This is a genomic window from Salinispirillum marinum (assembly GCF_042650105.1).
In the GTDB taxonomy this organism is placed as follows: Bacteria; Pseudomonadota; Gammaproteobacteria; order Pseudomonadales; family Natronospirillaceae; genus Salinispirillum; species Salinispirillum marinum.
This window is the reverse complement of the sequence record NZ_JBHSAL010000002.1, coordinates 578,942-593,856: the sequence shown is the minus strand read 5'-3', so window position 1 is coordinate 593,856 and position 14,915 is coordinate 578,942. Positions and strand designations below refer to the sequence as shown.

General features: G+C 54.6%; 13 protein-coding genes. 4 read left to right on the top strand and 9 right to left on the bottom strand.

Translation table 11 applies throughout. The annotated features are described in order from the left end of the window. Positions 1-3: 3 nt before the first annotated feature. Positions 4-2,811, bottom strand: coding sequence for an RNA polymerase-associated protein RapA (rapA, locus tag ACFOSD_RS09880; protein ID WP_380696011.1), 2,808 nt, complete (start codon positions 2,809-2,811; stop codon positions 4-6). A gap of 74 nt (positions 2,812-2,885) precedes the next feature. Between rapA and ACFOSD_RS09875 the strand changes: the two genes are divergently transcribed. Together ACFOSD_RS09875 and ACFOSD_RS09870 are read left to right on the top strand one after the other, a co-directional pair. Beyond that, the gene (locus ACFOSD_RS09875; protein ID WP_380696009.1) at positions 2,886-3,257 is read left to right on the top strand and encodes a DUF3024 domain-containing protein; all 372 of its coding nucleotides are present in this window, start codon (positions 2,886-2,888) and stop codon (positions 3,255-3,257) included. Between the two features lie 47 nt (positions 3,258-3,304). After that, a complete protein-coding gene (locus ACFOSD_RS09870; protein ID WP_380696007.1) occupies positions 3,305-4,219 on the top strand; it encodes a hypothetical protein in 915 nt (304 codons plus the stop codon). On the opposite strand, the gene ACFOSD_RS09865 is transcribed toward ACFOSD_RS09870, so the two are convergent. Continuing rightward, complete coding sequence (locus ACFOSD_RS09865) at positions 4,216-4,446, bottom strand: DUF3820 family protein (RefSeq protein WP_380696005.1); 231 nt, start codon at positions 4,444-4,446, stop codon at positions 4,216-4,218. The two genes, ACFOSD_RS09870 and ACFOSD_RS09865, sit on opposite strands and share 4 nt — an antisense overlap. A 106-nt stretch (positions 4,447-4,552) precedes the next feature. Here ACFOSD_RS09865 and ACFOSD_RS09860 point away from each other — a divergent pair, with 106 nt between their 5' ends. Continuing rightward, positions 4,553-5,767: an HD-GYP domain-containing protein gene (locus ACFOSD_RS09860; RefSeq protein WP_380696003.1), complete on the top strand. Its 1,215-nt coding sequence runs from the start codon at positions 4,553-4,555 to the stop codon at positions 5,765-5,767. Here ACFOSD_RS09860 and ACFOSD_RS09855 read toward each other — a convergent pair. Next, positions 5,760-6,893 (bottom strand): MalY/PatB family protein, encoded by a 1,134-nt coding sequence (locus ACFOSD_RS09855; protein WP_380697262.1) that lies wholly within the window; start codon positions 6,891-6,893, stop codon positions 5,760-5,762. The two genes, ACFOSD_RS09860 and ACFOSD_RS09855, sit on opposite strands and share 8 nt — an antisense overlap. A gap of 69 nt (positions 6,894-6,962) precedes the next feature. Between ACFOSD_RS09855 and tcdA the strand changes: the two genes are divergently transcribed. Continuing rightward, the gene (gene tcdA / locus ACFOSD_RS09850) at positions 6,963-7,865 is read left to right on the top strand and encodes a tRNA cyclic N6-threonylcarbamoyladenosine(37) synthase TcdA (RefSeq protein ID WP_380696001.1); all 903 of its coding nucleotides are present in this window, start codon (positions 6,963-6,965) and stop codon (positions 7,863-7,865) included. Here tcdA and ACFOSD_RS09845 read toward each other — a convergent pair. The 6 genes from ACFOSD_RS09845 to ACFOSD_RS09820 are packed head-to-tail and all read right to left on the bottom strand — an operon-like array spanning position 7,828 to position 14,637. Beyond that, positions 7,828-9,615, bottom strand: coding sequence for a BatD family protein (locus ACFOSD_RS09845; protein ID WP_380695999.1), 1,788 nt, complete (start codon positions 9,613-9,615; stop codon positions 7,828-7,830). The two genes, tcdA and ACFOSD_RS09845, sit on opposite strands and share 38 nt — an antisense overlap. Beyond that, on the bottom strand, positions 9,609-11,330 hold the full coding sequence (locus tag ACFOSD_RS09840) for a VWA domain-containing protein (protein ID WP_380695997.1): 1,722 nt from the start codon (positions 11,328-11,330) through the stop codon (positions 9,609-9,611). The genes ACFOSD_RS09845 and ACFOSD_RS09840 overlap by 7 nt, the downstream gene beginning before the upstream one ends. Further along, positions 11,327-12,358 (bottom strand): VWA domain-containing protein, encoded by a 1,032-nt coding sequence (locus tag ACFOSD_RS09835; protein WP_380695995.1) that lies wholly within the window; start codon positions 12,356-12,358, stop codon positions 11,327-11,329. Before ACFOSD_RS09835 ends, ACFOSD_RS09840 begins: the two co-directional genes overlap by 4 nt. Beyond that, positions 12,316-12,795 carry a DUF4381 domain-containing protein gene (locus ACFOSD_RS09830; protein ID WP_380695993.1) on the bottom strand — a complete coding sequence of 160 codons (480 nt, stop codon included), beginning with the start codon at positions 12,793-12,795 and terminating at the stop codon, positions 12,316-12,318. Before ACFOSD_RS09830 ends, ACFOSD_RS09835 begins: the two co-directional genes overlap by 43 nt. Continuing rightward, positions 12,782-13,675 (bottom strand): DUF58 domain-containing protein, encoded by an 894-nt coding sequence (locus tag ACFOSD_RS09825; RefSeq protein ID WP_380695991.1) that lies wholly within the window; start codon positions 13,673-13,675, stop codon positions 12,782-12,784. Before ACFOSD_RS09825 ends, ACFOSD_RS09830 begins: the two co-directional genes overlap by 14 nt. 2 nt (positions 13,676-13,677) lie before the next feature. Next, positions 13,678-14,637 carry an AAA family ATPase gene (locus tag ACFOSD_RS09820; RefSeq protein WP_380695990.1) on the bottom strand — a complete coding sequence of 320 codons (960 nt, stop codon included), beginning with the start codon at positions 14,635-14,637 and terminating at the stop codon, positions 13,678-13,680. Between the last annotated feature and the right edge of the window lie 278 nt (positions 14,638-14,915).

The window sequence follows — 14,915 nt, the reverse complement described above, 5'->3', positions numbered from 1 at the left end:
CGATTAGAAATTCACAATCAATCGCACAGCATCCAGATGCGGTTCCGCTTGGTCTATAGCTTGCTCCAACGCGCGCTGATCCTGCCGTAACGCGTCAAGCGCTGCACCATGGTCTTGCCCGGAGCGCTGTTGCAGTGCCTCTAACCGAGCAATTTCACCGGCGAAGTGGGTAACCAATGCAACGTTGGCCTCATCCTTCAGCCGGTTCAATGGCTCCAGCGCGTGCTGTCGAACGTGCCCGAGCAATTGTGCGATCAAGGTCTGCTGCGATTTGATGATGTCGAGCATGGTGCCCTTATTAAGGCGCTGCTGTAAATCGCGCAGATCTTTTTCGGCAAAATAATCGGTGGTGTTCTGGCCTTCCTGGTTGACAGCCACCAAGTAAGCGGCACTGGACAGAAAGCGCCGCGCTTCGGTGGCTTTGGCGTGTTGCAACAATGGAACAAAGTGTGCCGATAAATAAAGTGTGCCTTTGGGCAGGTCGGGTTGGCTGATCAAGGTAACACCCGCACTGCCTAAATGGTTGGCATCAAGCGTTTCAAGGACAAAGTCCACCATCGGGTGTTCCCAAGTAATGAACTGAATGTCATCCCTGGAAACCGCCACCGAGCGCCGAAAGGTGACACGCGTGCCTTCGTCGCCCATGAATGGCAGGCTGTCCGTCAGCATATTCGCACTGGGTTGGAGACTGAAAATGCCTTGACCCTCATCTTCTATGTCGATGCCAAAACTCTCCAAGGCTTCCAGCATAAAGGCTTCCGGCGATGCGACACTCTCAAATTCAACAATCTGTTCGATGAGGTCCTGTGCTTCGGCGCGATTGAACGAGTGCCATTCAAGGAGGCGATTTTTCCCCGCACGAAGGCGCTCAGACAGTTCCAGAGCCAAGCCAATGACAGCCGTCAGTTCATCCTCAAACTCTTCCGGGGTCAGCTCTATCAAGTAGTCCAGCGAAGGTTCTGGCTCGGCGGGTAGGCGTTCGCTCAACACGGCTTGACCGACAGCGCAGGTGCGTTCAAAGGCCTGTAAACCTTCGTCATACCATTGAAACCAGCGCGCGCTGACATGGTTGATGAAATAAGGCACATGAATATCAATGGTGTGTGTTTGCCCGATGCGATCCAACCGTCCAATACGCTGTTCCAACAAATCCGGGTGGTGCGGCAGGTCAAAACAAACCAAATGGTGGGCAAACTGGAAGTTTCGGCCTTCACTGCCAATTTCCGAGCAGATTAAAATCTGTGCGCCGTCTTCTTGATCAGCAAAATAGGCTCCGGCCCGGTCCCGTTCGATAAGGGTCATGTCTTCGTGGAACTGGGCTGTACGAAGGCCTTCGCGCAGTCGCAAGTGGCCCTCTAAGCCGGATGCTGTTTTCATGTGGTGGCAGATCACCAACAGTTTTTCGCCGGTTTTTTGTGCCAGATCGACCAGCCACTCGACGCGTGGGTCATCTTCTGTCCACGCCAAAACACCCCGTTCCGGGTAAGGGTTTTCCGGGTTGTAATCGTCGGGTAAGGACAGCGGATAAGCGTGCAGCTTACGCTCTGGAAAGCCCGCAATGCGCTCGCGGGTATTGCGGTATTGAATACGGCCGGTTCCCTGGACATCAATCAGGTGATCTACCAAACGCTGTATCTCGGCCTCTGAGCCGCTTTCTTGTGCCGCCGCTAACAGTGTTTGGCTGTAAGTATCTTGGCAGTACGCGTGCAAGTGGTCACTGGCTAAATCGTTATCTAACCACGCGGCCAAGGCGTCACTGAGTGTTTCCAGTTGTGCATGTTTGGCGGTGTATTCGGCGAGGTCATGAAATTGTTGTGGGTCGAGCAGGCGCAAGCGCGCAAAGTGGCTTTCTACTCCCAGCTGTTCAGGTGTTGCGGTTAACAGCAAGAGACCGGGCGTGCTGGCACTCAGGGTTTCAATGGCCTGATATTCCAAGCTGGGTGTGTCTTCCGACCAACCCAAATGGTGTGCTTCATCAACAATTAAAAGATCCCAATCGCATTTAGCTGCCATGGTCAGGGCGTTGCCATCTTGCCACAAGGACACGGGAACCAGTACGCGCTGTGCTTGATCGAAGGGGTTGTTGTCCGGGTCTTCCTCCAACAATGCCTTGATACGCGAGGTGTCGAAAATGCTGAACGGCATATTGAATTTGCGCAACAACTCAACCAACCACTGGTGCAACAGATGATCCGGTACGGTGATGAGTGTCCGGCGGACTCGGCCGTCGATCTCTAACTTATGCAAAATCAGCCCAGCTTCGATGGTCTTGCCCAAGCCAACTTCGTCGCTTAACAGGACGCGCGGAATATCTCCCTGGGTGGTCACCTGCGCCAAATAGTATTGGTGCGGTGTTAACTGAATCCTACCACCAAGCAAACCACGGATAGACTGTGCTTGGTAGGCGCTGAATTGCAGACGTGCTTTGTAGCGTAAACTGTACCAATGAAGCGGGTCTACCTGACCGGCCAGTAATCGTTTATCGGCACTGTCGAGACGCAGTTCAGCCGCCAGCAGCATTTCTGGCACCACATGTTCAGCACCTTCGGCATCTTGCAGCAAGTACATGATGCGGTCTTGATGCAATTCGGTACTCAAAATGACGCCACTGAGACCATCCGCCGTGGTGACGCGTTCACCGACCTCTAGCCAATAACGTTGTAAGGGCGCTTGAGCCTCGGCGTAGGTACGCGTTTCATCAACGGCCGGAAATTGAATTTGGATGCGGCGACTGTGCACCGAGTCTATAATGCCTAAGCCGAGTTCGGGTTCGGTTTGTGAGAACCATCGTTGTCCGGAAGCAAATTTCATCGTAGTTGTATATCCTATCGCTCGTCGATTACAGTGTAGCAGGCGCAGCACCGGCAGGGGGCCGGATTGTAGAGATGCAGAACTCATTCGGCAAACGCAATACCGCACCACCGACCGATTTTGAACATCGGCAGATGGATCGTAGCATGCAGCACTTCCTGCGTGATGTAGTGCCTATTGTGTACCGTGGGCCGGGTGAAGTGCGTTATCGCCTCGACGGTAGAGTGATTGAAGTGTTCGAGGTCCAGGCACATCCGGTGTATCCCACACGGGGCATAAGGCTGCCCATAGCTTTGTTGCAAGGCGCGGAGTCAGGCGGTCCCTGGCAGTTATTTTTTCGCGGTGAGCAAGGTCATTGGCGTCCGTTTCCCGCCGATGTTCCTTTGTTACGTTTAGAAACCGTTTTACGCGAATTGGAGCATGACAAGTTGGGTGTTTTCTGGTGATAATGTAACAGCGATCAAAAAAACAACAACAATAGAAAGACCACACTATGCTGACTTCCGGAAACGACCGACGCTTAGGGGATGTATTATTGGATCATGGATTGATCACGCAAGCCCAACTTAAAAAAGCGTTGTCCTTACAAAAAGCTTATGGGCAAAAGCAAAAATTAGGCGATATTCTGGTCAAACAGGGCTGGCTTTCACAACGTGATTTGATGTGTATCGCTTCCAGAAATTACCACATACCGCTGGCTCATGCGTTGTTGAACCAGCGCGAATCTTTCCGTAAAACGCTGCAAGAAGACGATGTGCCTGATAAAAATGAGCTTGCCGAGCCGCCCAAGACAGTACCTGTAGCGGACATTGAATCCGTCCCTGTTCCTGCGCCTCAACCATTGACGCATACCCCAGAGCCTTCCATAAGTGAACCGCCACCCAAGCGTTTTCAATATACGTTAACGTCGTTACGTAACCTAAGTTGGGAAACACTTAACGCCGACCCGGAACATGAATTTGCGGAATTACTGGGGCTATGTTTGCAAAAAACTCTGCCGGAAGAGGGGATGTTCAATAAGAGATTGACGGCGTTAACGCCCTGGAGTCACAAACGCGACATCGTACTGCTGGGTGCCTGGTATGACATAGCCGCGCGCCGCTATCCGAAAGCGCAGGCCGCCTTACAGGCGTGGCAAGAAGATCAGGATGCCGTGCAATTGTGGTTGGACGCGGGATTATTGAGCGAAGATTACCCGGATGTTGTCCGGCGTGTGAAGCAATGTCTGGAGCGTCCCAAACCGCCGCTACATTGGTATTTTGTGTTGGGGTTTGCGTTAGATGAATTGGGTGCTGTAGGCCCGGCACAAACGGTTTTTCGGCACTATACCCGACATGCAGATCCACTGACCAAAACCGGGCGCTACGCCTTGAAGCGGTTAAAAGAGGTGGGTGCAATAGGCAGTTAGGTGCCTGAGCGCCGAATCATCGGGCGCAGTAACGCCTCTTGCCCTTCAATTTTGAGCATCAACACCAAGGCCAATTGACGACCTAAGATGCCGGAAGGTAGGCCCTGGCGTTCAAACCATAGCAGGTACTCTTCGGGTAAATCGATCAGGTAGCGGCCTTTGAACTTTCCGAAAGGCATGACCGCGTTGGCCGTTGCGTGTAAAAGTTCCGGTGATAGATCGGTCATAAATTCATTTAGCCCTGTTCCATAAGAATGTTCTATACTACTTGGAAGTGGTTCATCGGAACACTTGGGTGTTGCAACCGGGTCGTCCAACAATGAGTAGTATGTCGTGATCAAAGTTATTCCGATCAGTCAGTTACGTGTAGGCATGTTCGTTTCGGAACAAAACTCAGACTGGGTGCCCGATACCAATCGGACCAAGTCAGGACTGATATTAAAACAGGAAACCATCGAAAAAATCCGCCGCCGAGGCATCTTATACGTCACCATTGATGCTGCCAAGGGGTTGGATGTAGAGCCGCCAAGCGTGAATACTAAAGAGTCATCGGTAGATGAACGCGTGAAGTCGCGGATCATCGCCCAGCAAGAACAATCGGGTGTTGCCTCTCCCTCCGCGTCATTGGAAGACGAACGTCGTAAAGCCACAGAAATACATTCGGAAGCCTTGAACCTGATCAATGACGTGATGGAAAAGGTAAAGGCAGGCACCGAAATTAATGTCAAAGAAGTGGAGAACGTCGCGGAAGACATTGTGCAATCGGTCTACCGCAATGAGAACGCGCTGGCCTGTATGTCCCGGATACGAGATAAAGATGCGTATTTGATGGAGCACTCCCTGAACGTTGGCATCTTGATGAGCATACTGGGCAAGTCCATGGGCTACAGTCATGAAGATATTCGCAAACTGGCGGTGGGCGGCATGTTGCACGATGTGGGGAAGATTCAGGTACCCGACAGCGTGTTACATAAACCCGGCAAATTGGAAGCCTTGGAATGGGACGAAATGAAGCGCCATGTAACTTACGGTGAAGCCTATCTGCGTACCTTAGCGATCGATCCCGATGTGATCATGGTCTGCGCCCAGCATCATGAGCGCCTTGATGGCACAGGGTATCCGCTAGGCTTGAATGAAAAAGACATCAGTTTGTTTGGCCGTATTGCGGCGGTTTGTGATGTATATGATGCGATCACGGCAGACCGGGTGTATCACCAAGGCATGACCCCTTCCGTAGCAATGAAAAAATTGGTGGAGTGGAGTGATTATCATCTTGATCGTAAATTGGTCTACCAGTTCATTCGTGCGATGAGCATTTACCCGGTCGGCACGCTGGTTGAACTCAACTCCGAACAGTTGGCTATTGTGGTTGAACCGAACCGCATTCAACAAGCGCAGCCCGTTGTGCGGTCGATATACAGCACCAAACATCAACGATTTACCGAAGTTAGCGACATTAATTTAGCCAACGAGAACGACATAGAGATATTGCGTGCCATTGACCCGGCACGCTTAGGGTTTCCACTGAAAATTATGGACTTTATGTAAGCGGAGCTTGTGCTATCGCTTGGGTCAAACGCTGCAGGGCTTCCTGAAACAAATCGGTACCACAGGCAAAATTCAAGCGCATAAACCCCGGGCTGCCAAAATCTTTTCCATCGCTCAACCCTAAACCGTGCGCTTCAAAGTGTTCGGCCGGATCAACGGCCCATTGACGACAGTCCAGCCAGGCCAAATGTGTTGCGGGTGCAGGATGGTAGCGAATACTGGTGCCTTCCAGATGCTGTGCCAACTGATCTCGCTGGTCTTTCAGGTGCGCTAATAAAGCACCATGCCACGCTCGACCATGGCGAAAAGCCGCCTCGGTGGCGACTAAGCCCAACTCATTGACTTCGCCGGTTTCATAAGCCAAAACCTGGTGCAATGTTTTCCGTATCTGAGTATTCGGCACAATGGCAAAGGCACAGGCCAAACCAGCCACGTTGAACGTTTTGCTGGCCGCCATCAAGGTAATGCTCTGTTCGTTCAAGCCCGGTTGTGCACCCACCGGCGAATGCGGCATGGGGTCCAATACCAGGTCTGCATGAATTTCATCGGAACACACCGGAATACCTTGTGCGGCACAGATGTCTGCCAATCTAAGCATCTCTTTCGCGGTCCATATGTCACCCTCCGGATTAGAAGGGTTGCACAGGTGCAACAAGCTGGGTTTTTCCTGCTGCAGGATGTGATGCAATTGTTCTTGGTCAGTGCGCCAGCGGTTGCCCGACAATGCAGAGCCTACATGCACCACGGCGTGTTGATACTTTTCCGTCACGCGGCGCAGCGGAGGGTAGTTAGGCGACTGCACCACGGTTGCACGATCAGGACGCCCCCACATTTTCTGGGCGGCATGAAAGCCCTGAATCACACCCGGTAGCCAAACAATCCATTCCGGTTGAATAGTCCACTGATGACGATAGGCGACCCAATCGCATATGGCTTCCAAAACGCCGTCCCAAGGTTTCGCATAACCAAAGTGCCCCATGCTCACGCGCCTTTGCAACGCATCGGTGATTTCGACCGGTGAGCTTATGTCCATGTCGGCAACCCACATGGGGAGAATGTCGCGGCCTTCATAGCGTGCCCATTTCATGCTGTGGGCTTCCCGTCGGGGGGCGCTTCGTGCGAACATCTCCGCCCAATTCGATTCTTGCGTGCTGTGCATCAGGTTTGGTCTCTTGAGATTTGGCAAACCCGCAGCATGCCGTTCGATACTGAACAAATCAACCCTGCGCCCGGTTACTGGCCGATCCATAAAGTCACGCCGGGTGTGCAGAAAAGGTATGCGGATAAAATGCTCGGTTACGAAGACAGATTTGATGGTGTGGCACGGTTGTACGGGCAAGCGGCCTTGGCTGCGTTCCGGCAGGCGCATGTGGCGGTGATCGGTGTTGGGGGCGTCGGCTCCTGGACGGTGGAAGCCTTGGCACGGAGCGGGGTGGGAACGCTCACCCTGTTTGATTTGGACGACGTATGTGTGTCCAACACCAATCGGCAAGCGCACACCTTGAGCAGTACGTTGGGCCAGTTTAAGGTGGATGTTTTAGCCGACCGCTGCCGTGATATTAATCCGGACATCGTGGTGCACGCCAAACAGTGTTTCATCTCGGCAGACAATGTGGCAGATCAAGGCTTGGCAGACATGACGTTTGTGGTGGATGCCATCGACAGTGTGCGGGTGAAAGTCGAGTTGATTCAGTATTGCCGCCGTCAGCGCATCCCGTTTGTGATGACTGGGGGTGCGGGTGGGCAACTCGATCCCACACGGATTCGCCAAGCGGATCTGGCGAAGGCGGTTCAGGATCCTCTCGCGGCTCGCGTGCGCAGCGAACTGCGCAAACGTTACGGCTATGCCAAAGGCGGCAAGTCAATGAGTGTCCCATGCGTGTATTCCGACGAGCCCTTGGTGTATCCCCAGCCCGATGGCAGCGTCTGTGCCACCAAGCACTTGGGAGGCGGAACGCGAATGAATTGCGCCGGTGGTTTTGGCGCAGCGATGACGGTGACGGCCACTTTCGGTATGGTTGCCGCCAGTGCGGCGTTAAACCGTATTGCTCGTGCGGCCATTATCGCGGGTAAAGCTGGGGCGGAGTCGACGGTTTAGCTTCGTGCTGCCGAGGGCGCTTTGGCCAACGCGCCAACAACCTTTGCCATTCGGTGCTTAATTTGCTTGCGTCATCATCGGTGATGGCGTCAGTAGCACCGTACAGCAAGGCTTGTGTGGCCATGAACGCCTTGGCCAAGTCATCGGCCTGTTCCGGAACACCCCAATGGCGCGCTACCTGTGCACAGTCTGGCCAGCCGGAATCAGCGAATACGCCGTTGAGCGTACGCAGCAAAGGCGACCAATTGTGCGCCAATGCGTGTTGTTGAGCACTCTGTAACGACACCGACTCAGACCCCGCCGACTTCTGTTCGCCACCGCGCGTGGTGTTTAACTGTGCCTTCTTGGTTGGCTTCACGGTGTGCGGTCCAGCTTCGGTTTCCGAAGATGTCGAGCGGTTTAAGCCTCGCCACACGGCAAAGCCGATGAGCGCTGAACACAGCAAAAATAGCCAATAGCGCCAGTTTATGTCTGTTGTTCCAGTCTCGGTTTCTGTCTCTGACGGCGCCACATTGGGTTCGGCTGGCGCAACTTGCGGCGTCACAGCAGCGCCTGGCAGAGCGGGAGCAGGCGCGCCACTGATGGTCAGGGTACGTGCCGGTAAGCTAGCCCAACGCAATTCGTCGCGGGTGACATCCCACCAAGGCACGCGAATAGCAGGCAAGGTAACGGTGCCATTTTGCGTAAATAAGTGGGCTTGGCGTTCGGTGCGCGTACTTTGCCGGGTCATGGCGGAGGTTATTGTTTCGTCGAGTATGGGCGCTTCCGGGTAGATCCGGACACTTGAACGCGAAGCGCTACCCTGAGGCTCGGATTGTTGCATTTTGGGCAATTGATGGGCCGCTGGACCGACCGCCAACAGTGAAGTGGTCCGCACCTGCTGATCGCCTACCGAGGCTGATGTTGAAGGGTCACTCCACTGCTCGGTTAGGGTCACATCGGTGGCGGGCAGCCAGATGGCCCCGGCGGGAAATTCCGCCGGTATATCCCGTGCCGTGATGTCGATGGGCGCGCTCCGCAAACCGGAAATGACTTGTGCCGCCGCCCAAGAGCTTTGGCGAATTTGACCGTTGAATTCTATTTCGGGGAGTACGAGGTTCCCGGGTTGCGTGGGGGTGTATAGATAGGTAAAGGCGGTGTAGCGATAATCATTGCCATCATCCAAACGGCGCATGCCATTTTGTCGTTCGCCCACCGGTTCCCATTCAGCGCCCTCCGGTCGAATGTCGGCAAAGGTGCCATTAACGTTCACGGTATAAAATAAGGTTAGCGTAACCTTGGTCGTTTCCCCCACGTACAAATCATCGTCTTCTATGGCGACATCGATGCGCACTTGTTGCGCTAAACCTCGACGCTGCGCATTGGTCATGGGGATGACTTGAATGGGAATGGGGCGGGTATTTTCATTGCCCAAAGCCAGTGCCGGTATCACTAATTGTCCGGTGCGGCGAGGTGCCAGCTCCAGTTCCCATTCAATAAAGGTATTCCGTGTATTGTTAAACAGCGTCGATGAACTCATTTGCGCTTGGCGCAAAATTCGAAAGTCCGCCCGCAGCGGTTGACTATCCAACTCCAGTACGTCGGCACGGGTGCGCACGCGCAATACCAGGGTTTCGCCTTCCAGTACCGTTGTTTTGTTGACGCTGGCGAGGGCTTGGGCCTGCGCAAGTCCGCTGCTGGTTAGCCAGGCCAGCGTCACGCACAACAGCCATAGCATTAGGCTAGGCAGAGGTCGATATCCATTCACCACAACGGACCTCCTGAGTCGTACTGATTCGGGTCAATTTCGTATTCGAAACGGAACCGACGCTGCAGATAAGGTTGTTGCGGGGTTGGCAGTTGACGCCTAATTTGTTCGTCCAATGCACTGGGCAATTCGCCAGACGACGGTACATTTTGCTCGGCTCCCGGGCTGGGTGATTCGGGTGTCTGCGCGGGTGAGCTGGGTCTGTCCGCCGGGTCAGCACTGCTGCGTGGTGGAATGGAATCGGTATTCTCGCCGGTTTGGCCGTTCGTCCCGCGGTCACCGTCAGCACCGTCGGACGAATCATTGCCCGTGTTGGATTCGTCCTGCTCGGACGCATCGGAATCGGATTCAGGCGGCTCATTTTGCTGCGGTTCATCTTGCGGCGGCTCGTCTTGCGGCGGTTCTTGCTGTAAAAATTGCTCAAGCAGCGCGCGGTTATGCTCGGCTTCGGCGAAATCTGATTGTACCGAGAGTGCGGCTTCAAACGCGGCGAGCGCAGCCTCAAATTCTCCTTGGTTGACCAAGGCATGCCCACGGTTATAGTGCCCTAAGGCGGTGTCGTCCGCGTTGAGTATCGCTTGTGCCTCCGGGTACGCTTGGCCCTGTAACGCGGCGTAGGCTTTCCACTGTGGGTCTTGGAAGCGTTCATAGGCGGCTTGTGGGTCTGTTTTTAAGCGTGCCAGCCCCTGCGCGTCGGCATTACGAAACCAATCTCGCCAACCTTGTGCTTCGGCCTGCGGTGCTGTGATGAACGCGACCGCAAAGCACAAGGTAAACAAGGCTCCGCGCCGCCACCAAAGGGCTAGCCCCGGCAAAGCCAGCAACACCAGCCAAGGCCCCCAGTCGTGCCATTGGCGACGTTCTCCAGCCGATGCGCTGGACGGATTGAAAACCGCAGGCAGCACGCTTTGTAAATCGTAATCATCAATGGATACTGCCGCCCAGCGGGCATTCGGTTGCGAGTTCACCCATTGTGATATAGCTGTCGTATCGACGCTGGGAATTAACAATTCGCCGTTATCCAATTGCAGTCGGTTGCCGTTCGGCAGGTTAATGGGCGCGCCAACTCGGGTCCCGACCACAATCATCCCCAGTTGTTGTTCGCTGCTCAAGCTCGGAAGCCGTTGCGCCTGTTGGGGCGTTAAGTCATCGGTGAACCATAGAATATCCCCCGGCTCATCACCCAAGAGTTGCAGGGCCAAATTCATGGCCGCAACGGGTTGGCTACCAAAGGCTGGCATGATGAACGGATCCGTTTGTTGCAAAAAGCCTAAAATGGCGCGCTGATCGGTGGTGATCGGGGATACAACATGGGCGGTGCCCGAATATACGATTAAGCCTACCGGGCGGCTGGGATGCAACTGAAGCCAGTCCTGAACTTTCTGCTGGGCGCGCACATGGCGACTGGGGGCGATATCGGTACTGCCCATGCTGATGGACTGATCCAATACGACGATCACCGGACGCTCGAGACTGAAAGTGGGTAACACACGCTCCGTTGCCGGGCCAGCGAGGGCGAGGATTAAGGTGAAAAGTCCTGCCCACGGCGCATAGGTTTGCAGGCGCGGCCATGGAACGGGTGATTGCCGCGTAAGGGCTTGCAGCAGTGGAGCATCGACCCATTCCTGCCAGCCGGTCAGTGATCGTTTGTGCTCGCGCAGTAACAGAAAGGCCAGCGGTAGCCATAAGATCAACCACTCAGGACGTAACAGCGTCATGTTTTCTTCTCCGTCGCGGCCGAAGGGGTTGCAGTGGTGGGTCTCGGTATTCCGTGTGACAGGAGCTGGCTGATGGCCATCAACACTAGGCCAAATGCGGCTGGCCAATAGAACAATTCAATACGTGGCGACAGGTATTGACTCGCCCCTAACGCGGGTTCCAAACGGTCTATCGTTCGGTATATGTCCTGTAGCTGCTGGGTGGACTCGGCGCGAAAATACTGACCACCCGTGGCTTCGGCCAGTGCAATAAGCGTTGGTTCGTCGATATCTGCCGTGGCGGCGCGCGGCAGATCGTTGAACAAACCGGTGCCGGACAGTGTTGCCCCAAAACCAATGGTGTACAGCCTAATCTGGTTGTCCGCAGCCCATTGTGCCGCGTCGGCGGGTTGGATGTTGCCCTCATTTTGAGCGCCGTCAGACAACAGAATGACGGTCCGATCACCTTCAGTCGGGTTATCAATCAAGTGCGCCAGACCGATACCTAAACCATCCCCCATGGCGGTGCGTGCGCCTGCCATGCCAATGTGCATGTCCAGTACTACGGTTTGCACCATACGCAAATCCGGTGACACCGGCAGTACCAGATAAGCTTCGGAGCCGAAGACCGTCAGGCCGATTTGATCGCCCGTGCGGCGGTCAATGAACTCGCGTAAGACTGTTTTCAGCACATCCAGTCGATTGGCGCGCCGGTCATTAAGGGTCATATCGGCAATGCTCATGCTTTGCGATAAATCGATGATCAACATCATCTGCCGTCCGCTTAAGGGTTGCGCAACGCTAGGGCCTGGGAGGGTCGGGCGCATCACCGCCAACACGAACGCCGTCCAAGCCACTAACCCCAATAGTCTGCGTACACCATAAGAAGATCGGCTAGTCTGTTGCGCCGCTCGTCGCCAAAGCAAGGCGTGTGGCACATAAAGCGCCGCGGGCGGTTGACTGGGCACCCAGCGTTGTACGGCCCAAATCACGGGCAGTAAAACAATCAGCCAAGGCCAGGCGAATGTAAGGTCAGGCAGGTATGGCATAAAGTACGCATCAATTGGGGTAATGGTGTCGCCAAAGACATGTTATCAGGACGAGGTTGGTACGCCGCATCCATCACCGTCGTTAAGTCATCCGGTAAGGGTGTTGCACGGTGTTGATTCAGCGCTTGCACAAACTCTCGGGTTGATAACGTCGTGGGCAGGTTCATTCCCTCGCGGCCCAACACGCGAATCCATTGGTTCAGTGCATGACCGGGCTGGAGCGGCGTGGGCAGGGCGGCCAAGAAGCGCTTTCTGGCACGCCAGACTTTGGGCCAACGCCACCACGGCCAGCGTGTACCCAGCCGCCATAAGCCGATGGCCAACAGTAAAAATATTAAGGAGATCAGCACCCACCAGCCCATGGCCAAAGGCCACCATGATGGGGCAGTGGGTGCAAGGGGTGGCGCGAGTTGCGCCAACAATTCAGCGTCGGTCATGCGACTGATCCTGCATCAACCATTGCCAGTGGTCGGGGTCTTGTTGCGTGTCCAGCGTCACCCAGCGATGGCGTTGTGGGTCCAACTGGTCACGCAATTGTTGGAACCACGCCTGTCGACTGGCACCGTATCTTGCTTGCGCTTGCGCGCTGCCGGTTAACCAATGCACCCGGCCACCACTCATCGCTGGAAAAACGCCTTGGCTCGGTAGGGATGTCTCCAACGCGTCCGTGATTTGCAAAAATGTCGTCGGAATACCTTGCATGGCCTGAATCCATTCCCGCCATGGATAGTGTGGCAGGAAATCCGCAATGACCACAGTTGCCTGCTGGCGTTTAATGTAGCGCGGCAGCTCGCCCATACACTGGCGAAAATGTCCGACCGATAATGGATGTTCACTGGTCAGTGTACTGCTACTGGCCCATTCATCCAGTTGCCGCAAAAGACCGGAGGCCATGCGTGTCGGTGCGTGCCAGCGATGCTGTTGCGCCGTTAACAGCAAGCTACCGACCGAATCATGCTGGGCATGGCGGGCCCAAGCTATGCGCGCTGCGGCATCCAGGGCACGCACGGATTTAAATGCGGTTCGACTGCCAAAAAACATACTCGGGGTTAGGGCAATCAACAACATCCACGGCAATTCATGTTCCACATCATACACCTTGGAATACGTACCCTGAGCGCGCGCGGAGGCTCGCCAATGAATGTGGCGAATGTCATCCCCAGGTTGATAGGGACGAATTTCACGCATGTGCATGCCCTGACCCAGCAGGCGGCTTTCGTGCGCACCCAACTGCTGTGCCAGACCGCGCCAAGACTGCGCTGCGGCACCGCGCAGCGATGCAAGGTCAGCCAGTGAAACGGAAACGCCCTGCAACATCGTCAGCTAACCGCAACACAGTGCAAAAGCCGGTCAATCACATCGTCCGTGGATAGCCCCTTGGCCAACGCACGATAATTTAATGTTAACCGGTGTGGGTAGACCCAAGGCAGCGCACGCCGCACCAAATCAGGTGAAACAAAGTCCTGGCCGTTTAGCCACGCCAACGCCCGGCTGACGTGTTCCAGCGCGATGGTAGCACGAGGGCTAACACCGGTTTGCAGCCATTCCGCCAGTTCAGCATCGTAGGCCGCGGGTCGGCGTGTAGCATCGGCCAGATGAACCAAGTAGTCTTCTATGGCAGGTGCCACATGCACCGCATTGACCGCTTCTCTGGCTAAAAGCACATCCGCGGGCGCAAGAGGTACCCAGTCGGTCGGCGGGCGAATGGCATCACCGCCACGCGTCAGGCGCAAAATTTGCCGTTCGGTTTCGACATCGGGAAAATCGAGCTTCACCAACATTAAAAAGCGGTCTAATTGGGCTTCCGGCAGCGGATAGGTGCCTTCCTGCTCTAAGGGGTTTTGCGTCGCAATAACCATAAATAACTCGGGTAGAGCCCGTGTGGTTCGACCGATCGAGACCTGTCGCTCGGACATCGCTTCCAACAATGCGGATTGCACCTTGGCCGGAGAACGGTTGATTTCGTCCGCCAAAACCAGATTGGCGAATACAGGGCCGCTTTGAAACTCGAATTGTTGCACGTCAGGGCGGTAAATTTCCGAACCGGTCACATCGCTGGGAATCAGGTCCGGGGTAAACTGAATGCGTTGAAACTCCGCTTGAATACCCTTTGCCAGGGCTTTTACCGCGCGAGTTTTTGCTAAGCCGGGCGTTCCCTCGATTAGGAGATGGCCGTCCGTGAGTAAACTGATCAGGAGCGCGTCGACGAGGTCGGTCTGCCCTAGTACTTGACTGGAAAGGTAGTGTTGAAGCTCTTGGAAACGTTGTTTGCTGCTCATGATGATAGGGTACTAAAAAGTCGTGGGGCATTCTTTGCCGGAATTTTGTGTACTGTCAATGTTCGATCAACCGATCGGTAGAGTGTTTACCCCAATTTTTCATCCAATTGTTCAGTTGATTTCCCTGCAACGTCTTGGAAAACAGATGGAAGGCAGCGCTTCTTTGGCGATTACGTCAATAACAACAAAATTTGCGACAAATAGGGTTCAGGCATTGGCGAATATTCATCAGTAGGCTAAATTATAGAGGTCTTATTTTTATAACAACCAAGGACCAC

Coding starts and splice junctions, on each gene's coding strand:
- ACFOSD_RS09870 (WP_380696007.1), top strand. CDS start 3,305: ATGCTGACTTCCGGAAACGACCGACGCTTAGGGGATGTATTATTGGAT.
- ACFOSD_RS09835 (WP_380695995.1), bottom strand. CDS start 12,358: ATGCCATACCTGCCTGACCTTACATTCGCCTGGCCTTGGCTGATTGTT.
- ACFOSD_RS09840 (WP_380695997.1), bottom strand. CDS start 11,330: ATGACGCTGTTACGTCCTGAGTGGTTGATCTTATGGCTACCGCTGGCC.
- ACFOSD_RS09820 (WP_380695990.1), bottom strand. CDS start 14,637: ATGAGCAGCAAACAACGTTTCCAAGAGCTTCAACACTACCTTTCCAGT.
- ACFOSD_RS09855 (WP_380697262.1), bottom strand. CDS start 6,893: ATGTTCGCACGAAGCGCCCCCCGACGGGAAGCCCACAGCATGAAATGG.
- tcdA (WP_380696001.1), top strand. CDS start 6,963: ATGCCGTTCGATACTGAACAAATCAACCCTGCGCCCGGTTACTGGCCG.
- ACFOSD_RS09825 (WP_380695991.1), bottom strand. CDS start 13,675: ATGTTGCAGGGCGTTTCCGTTTCACTGGCTGACCTTGCATCGCTGCGC.
- rapA (WP_380696011.1), bottom strand. CDS start 2,811: ATGAAATTTGCTTCCGGACAACGATGGTTCTCACAAACCGAACCCGAA.
- ACFOSD_RS09875 (WP_380696009.1), top strand. CDS start 2,886: ATGCAGAACTCATTCGGCAAACGCAATACCGCACCACCGACCGATTTT.
- ACFOSD_RS09865 (WP_380696005.1), bottom strand. CDS start 4,446: ATGACCGATCTATCACCGGAACTTTTACACGCAACGGCCAACGCGGTC.
- ACFOSD_RS09830 (WP_380695993.1), bottom strand. CDS start 12,795: ATGACCGACGCTGAATTGTTGGCGCAACTCGCGCCACCCCTTGCACCC.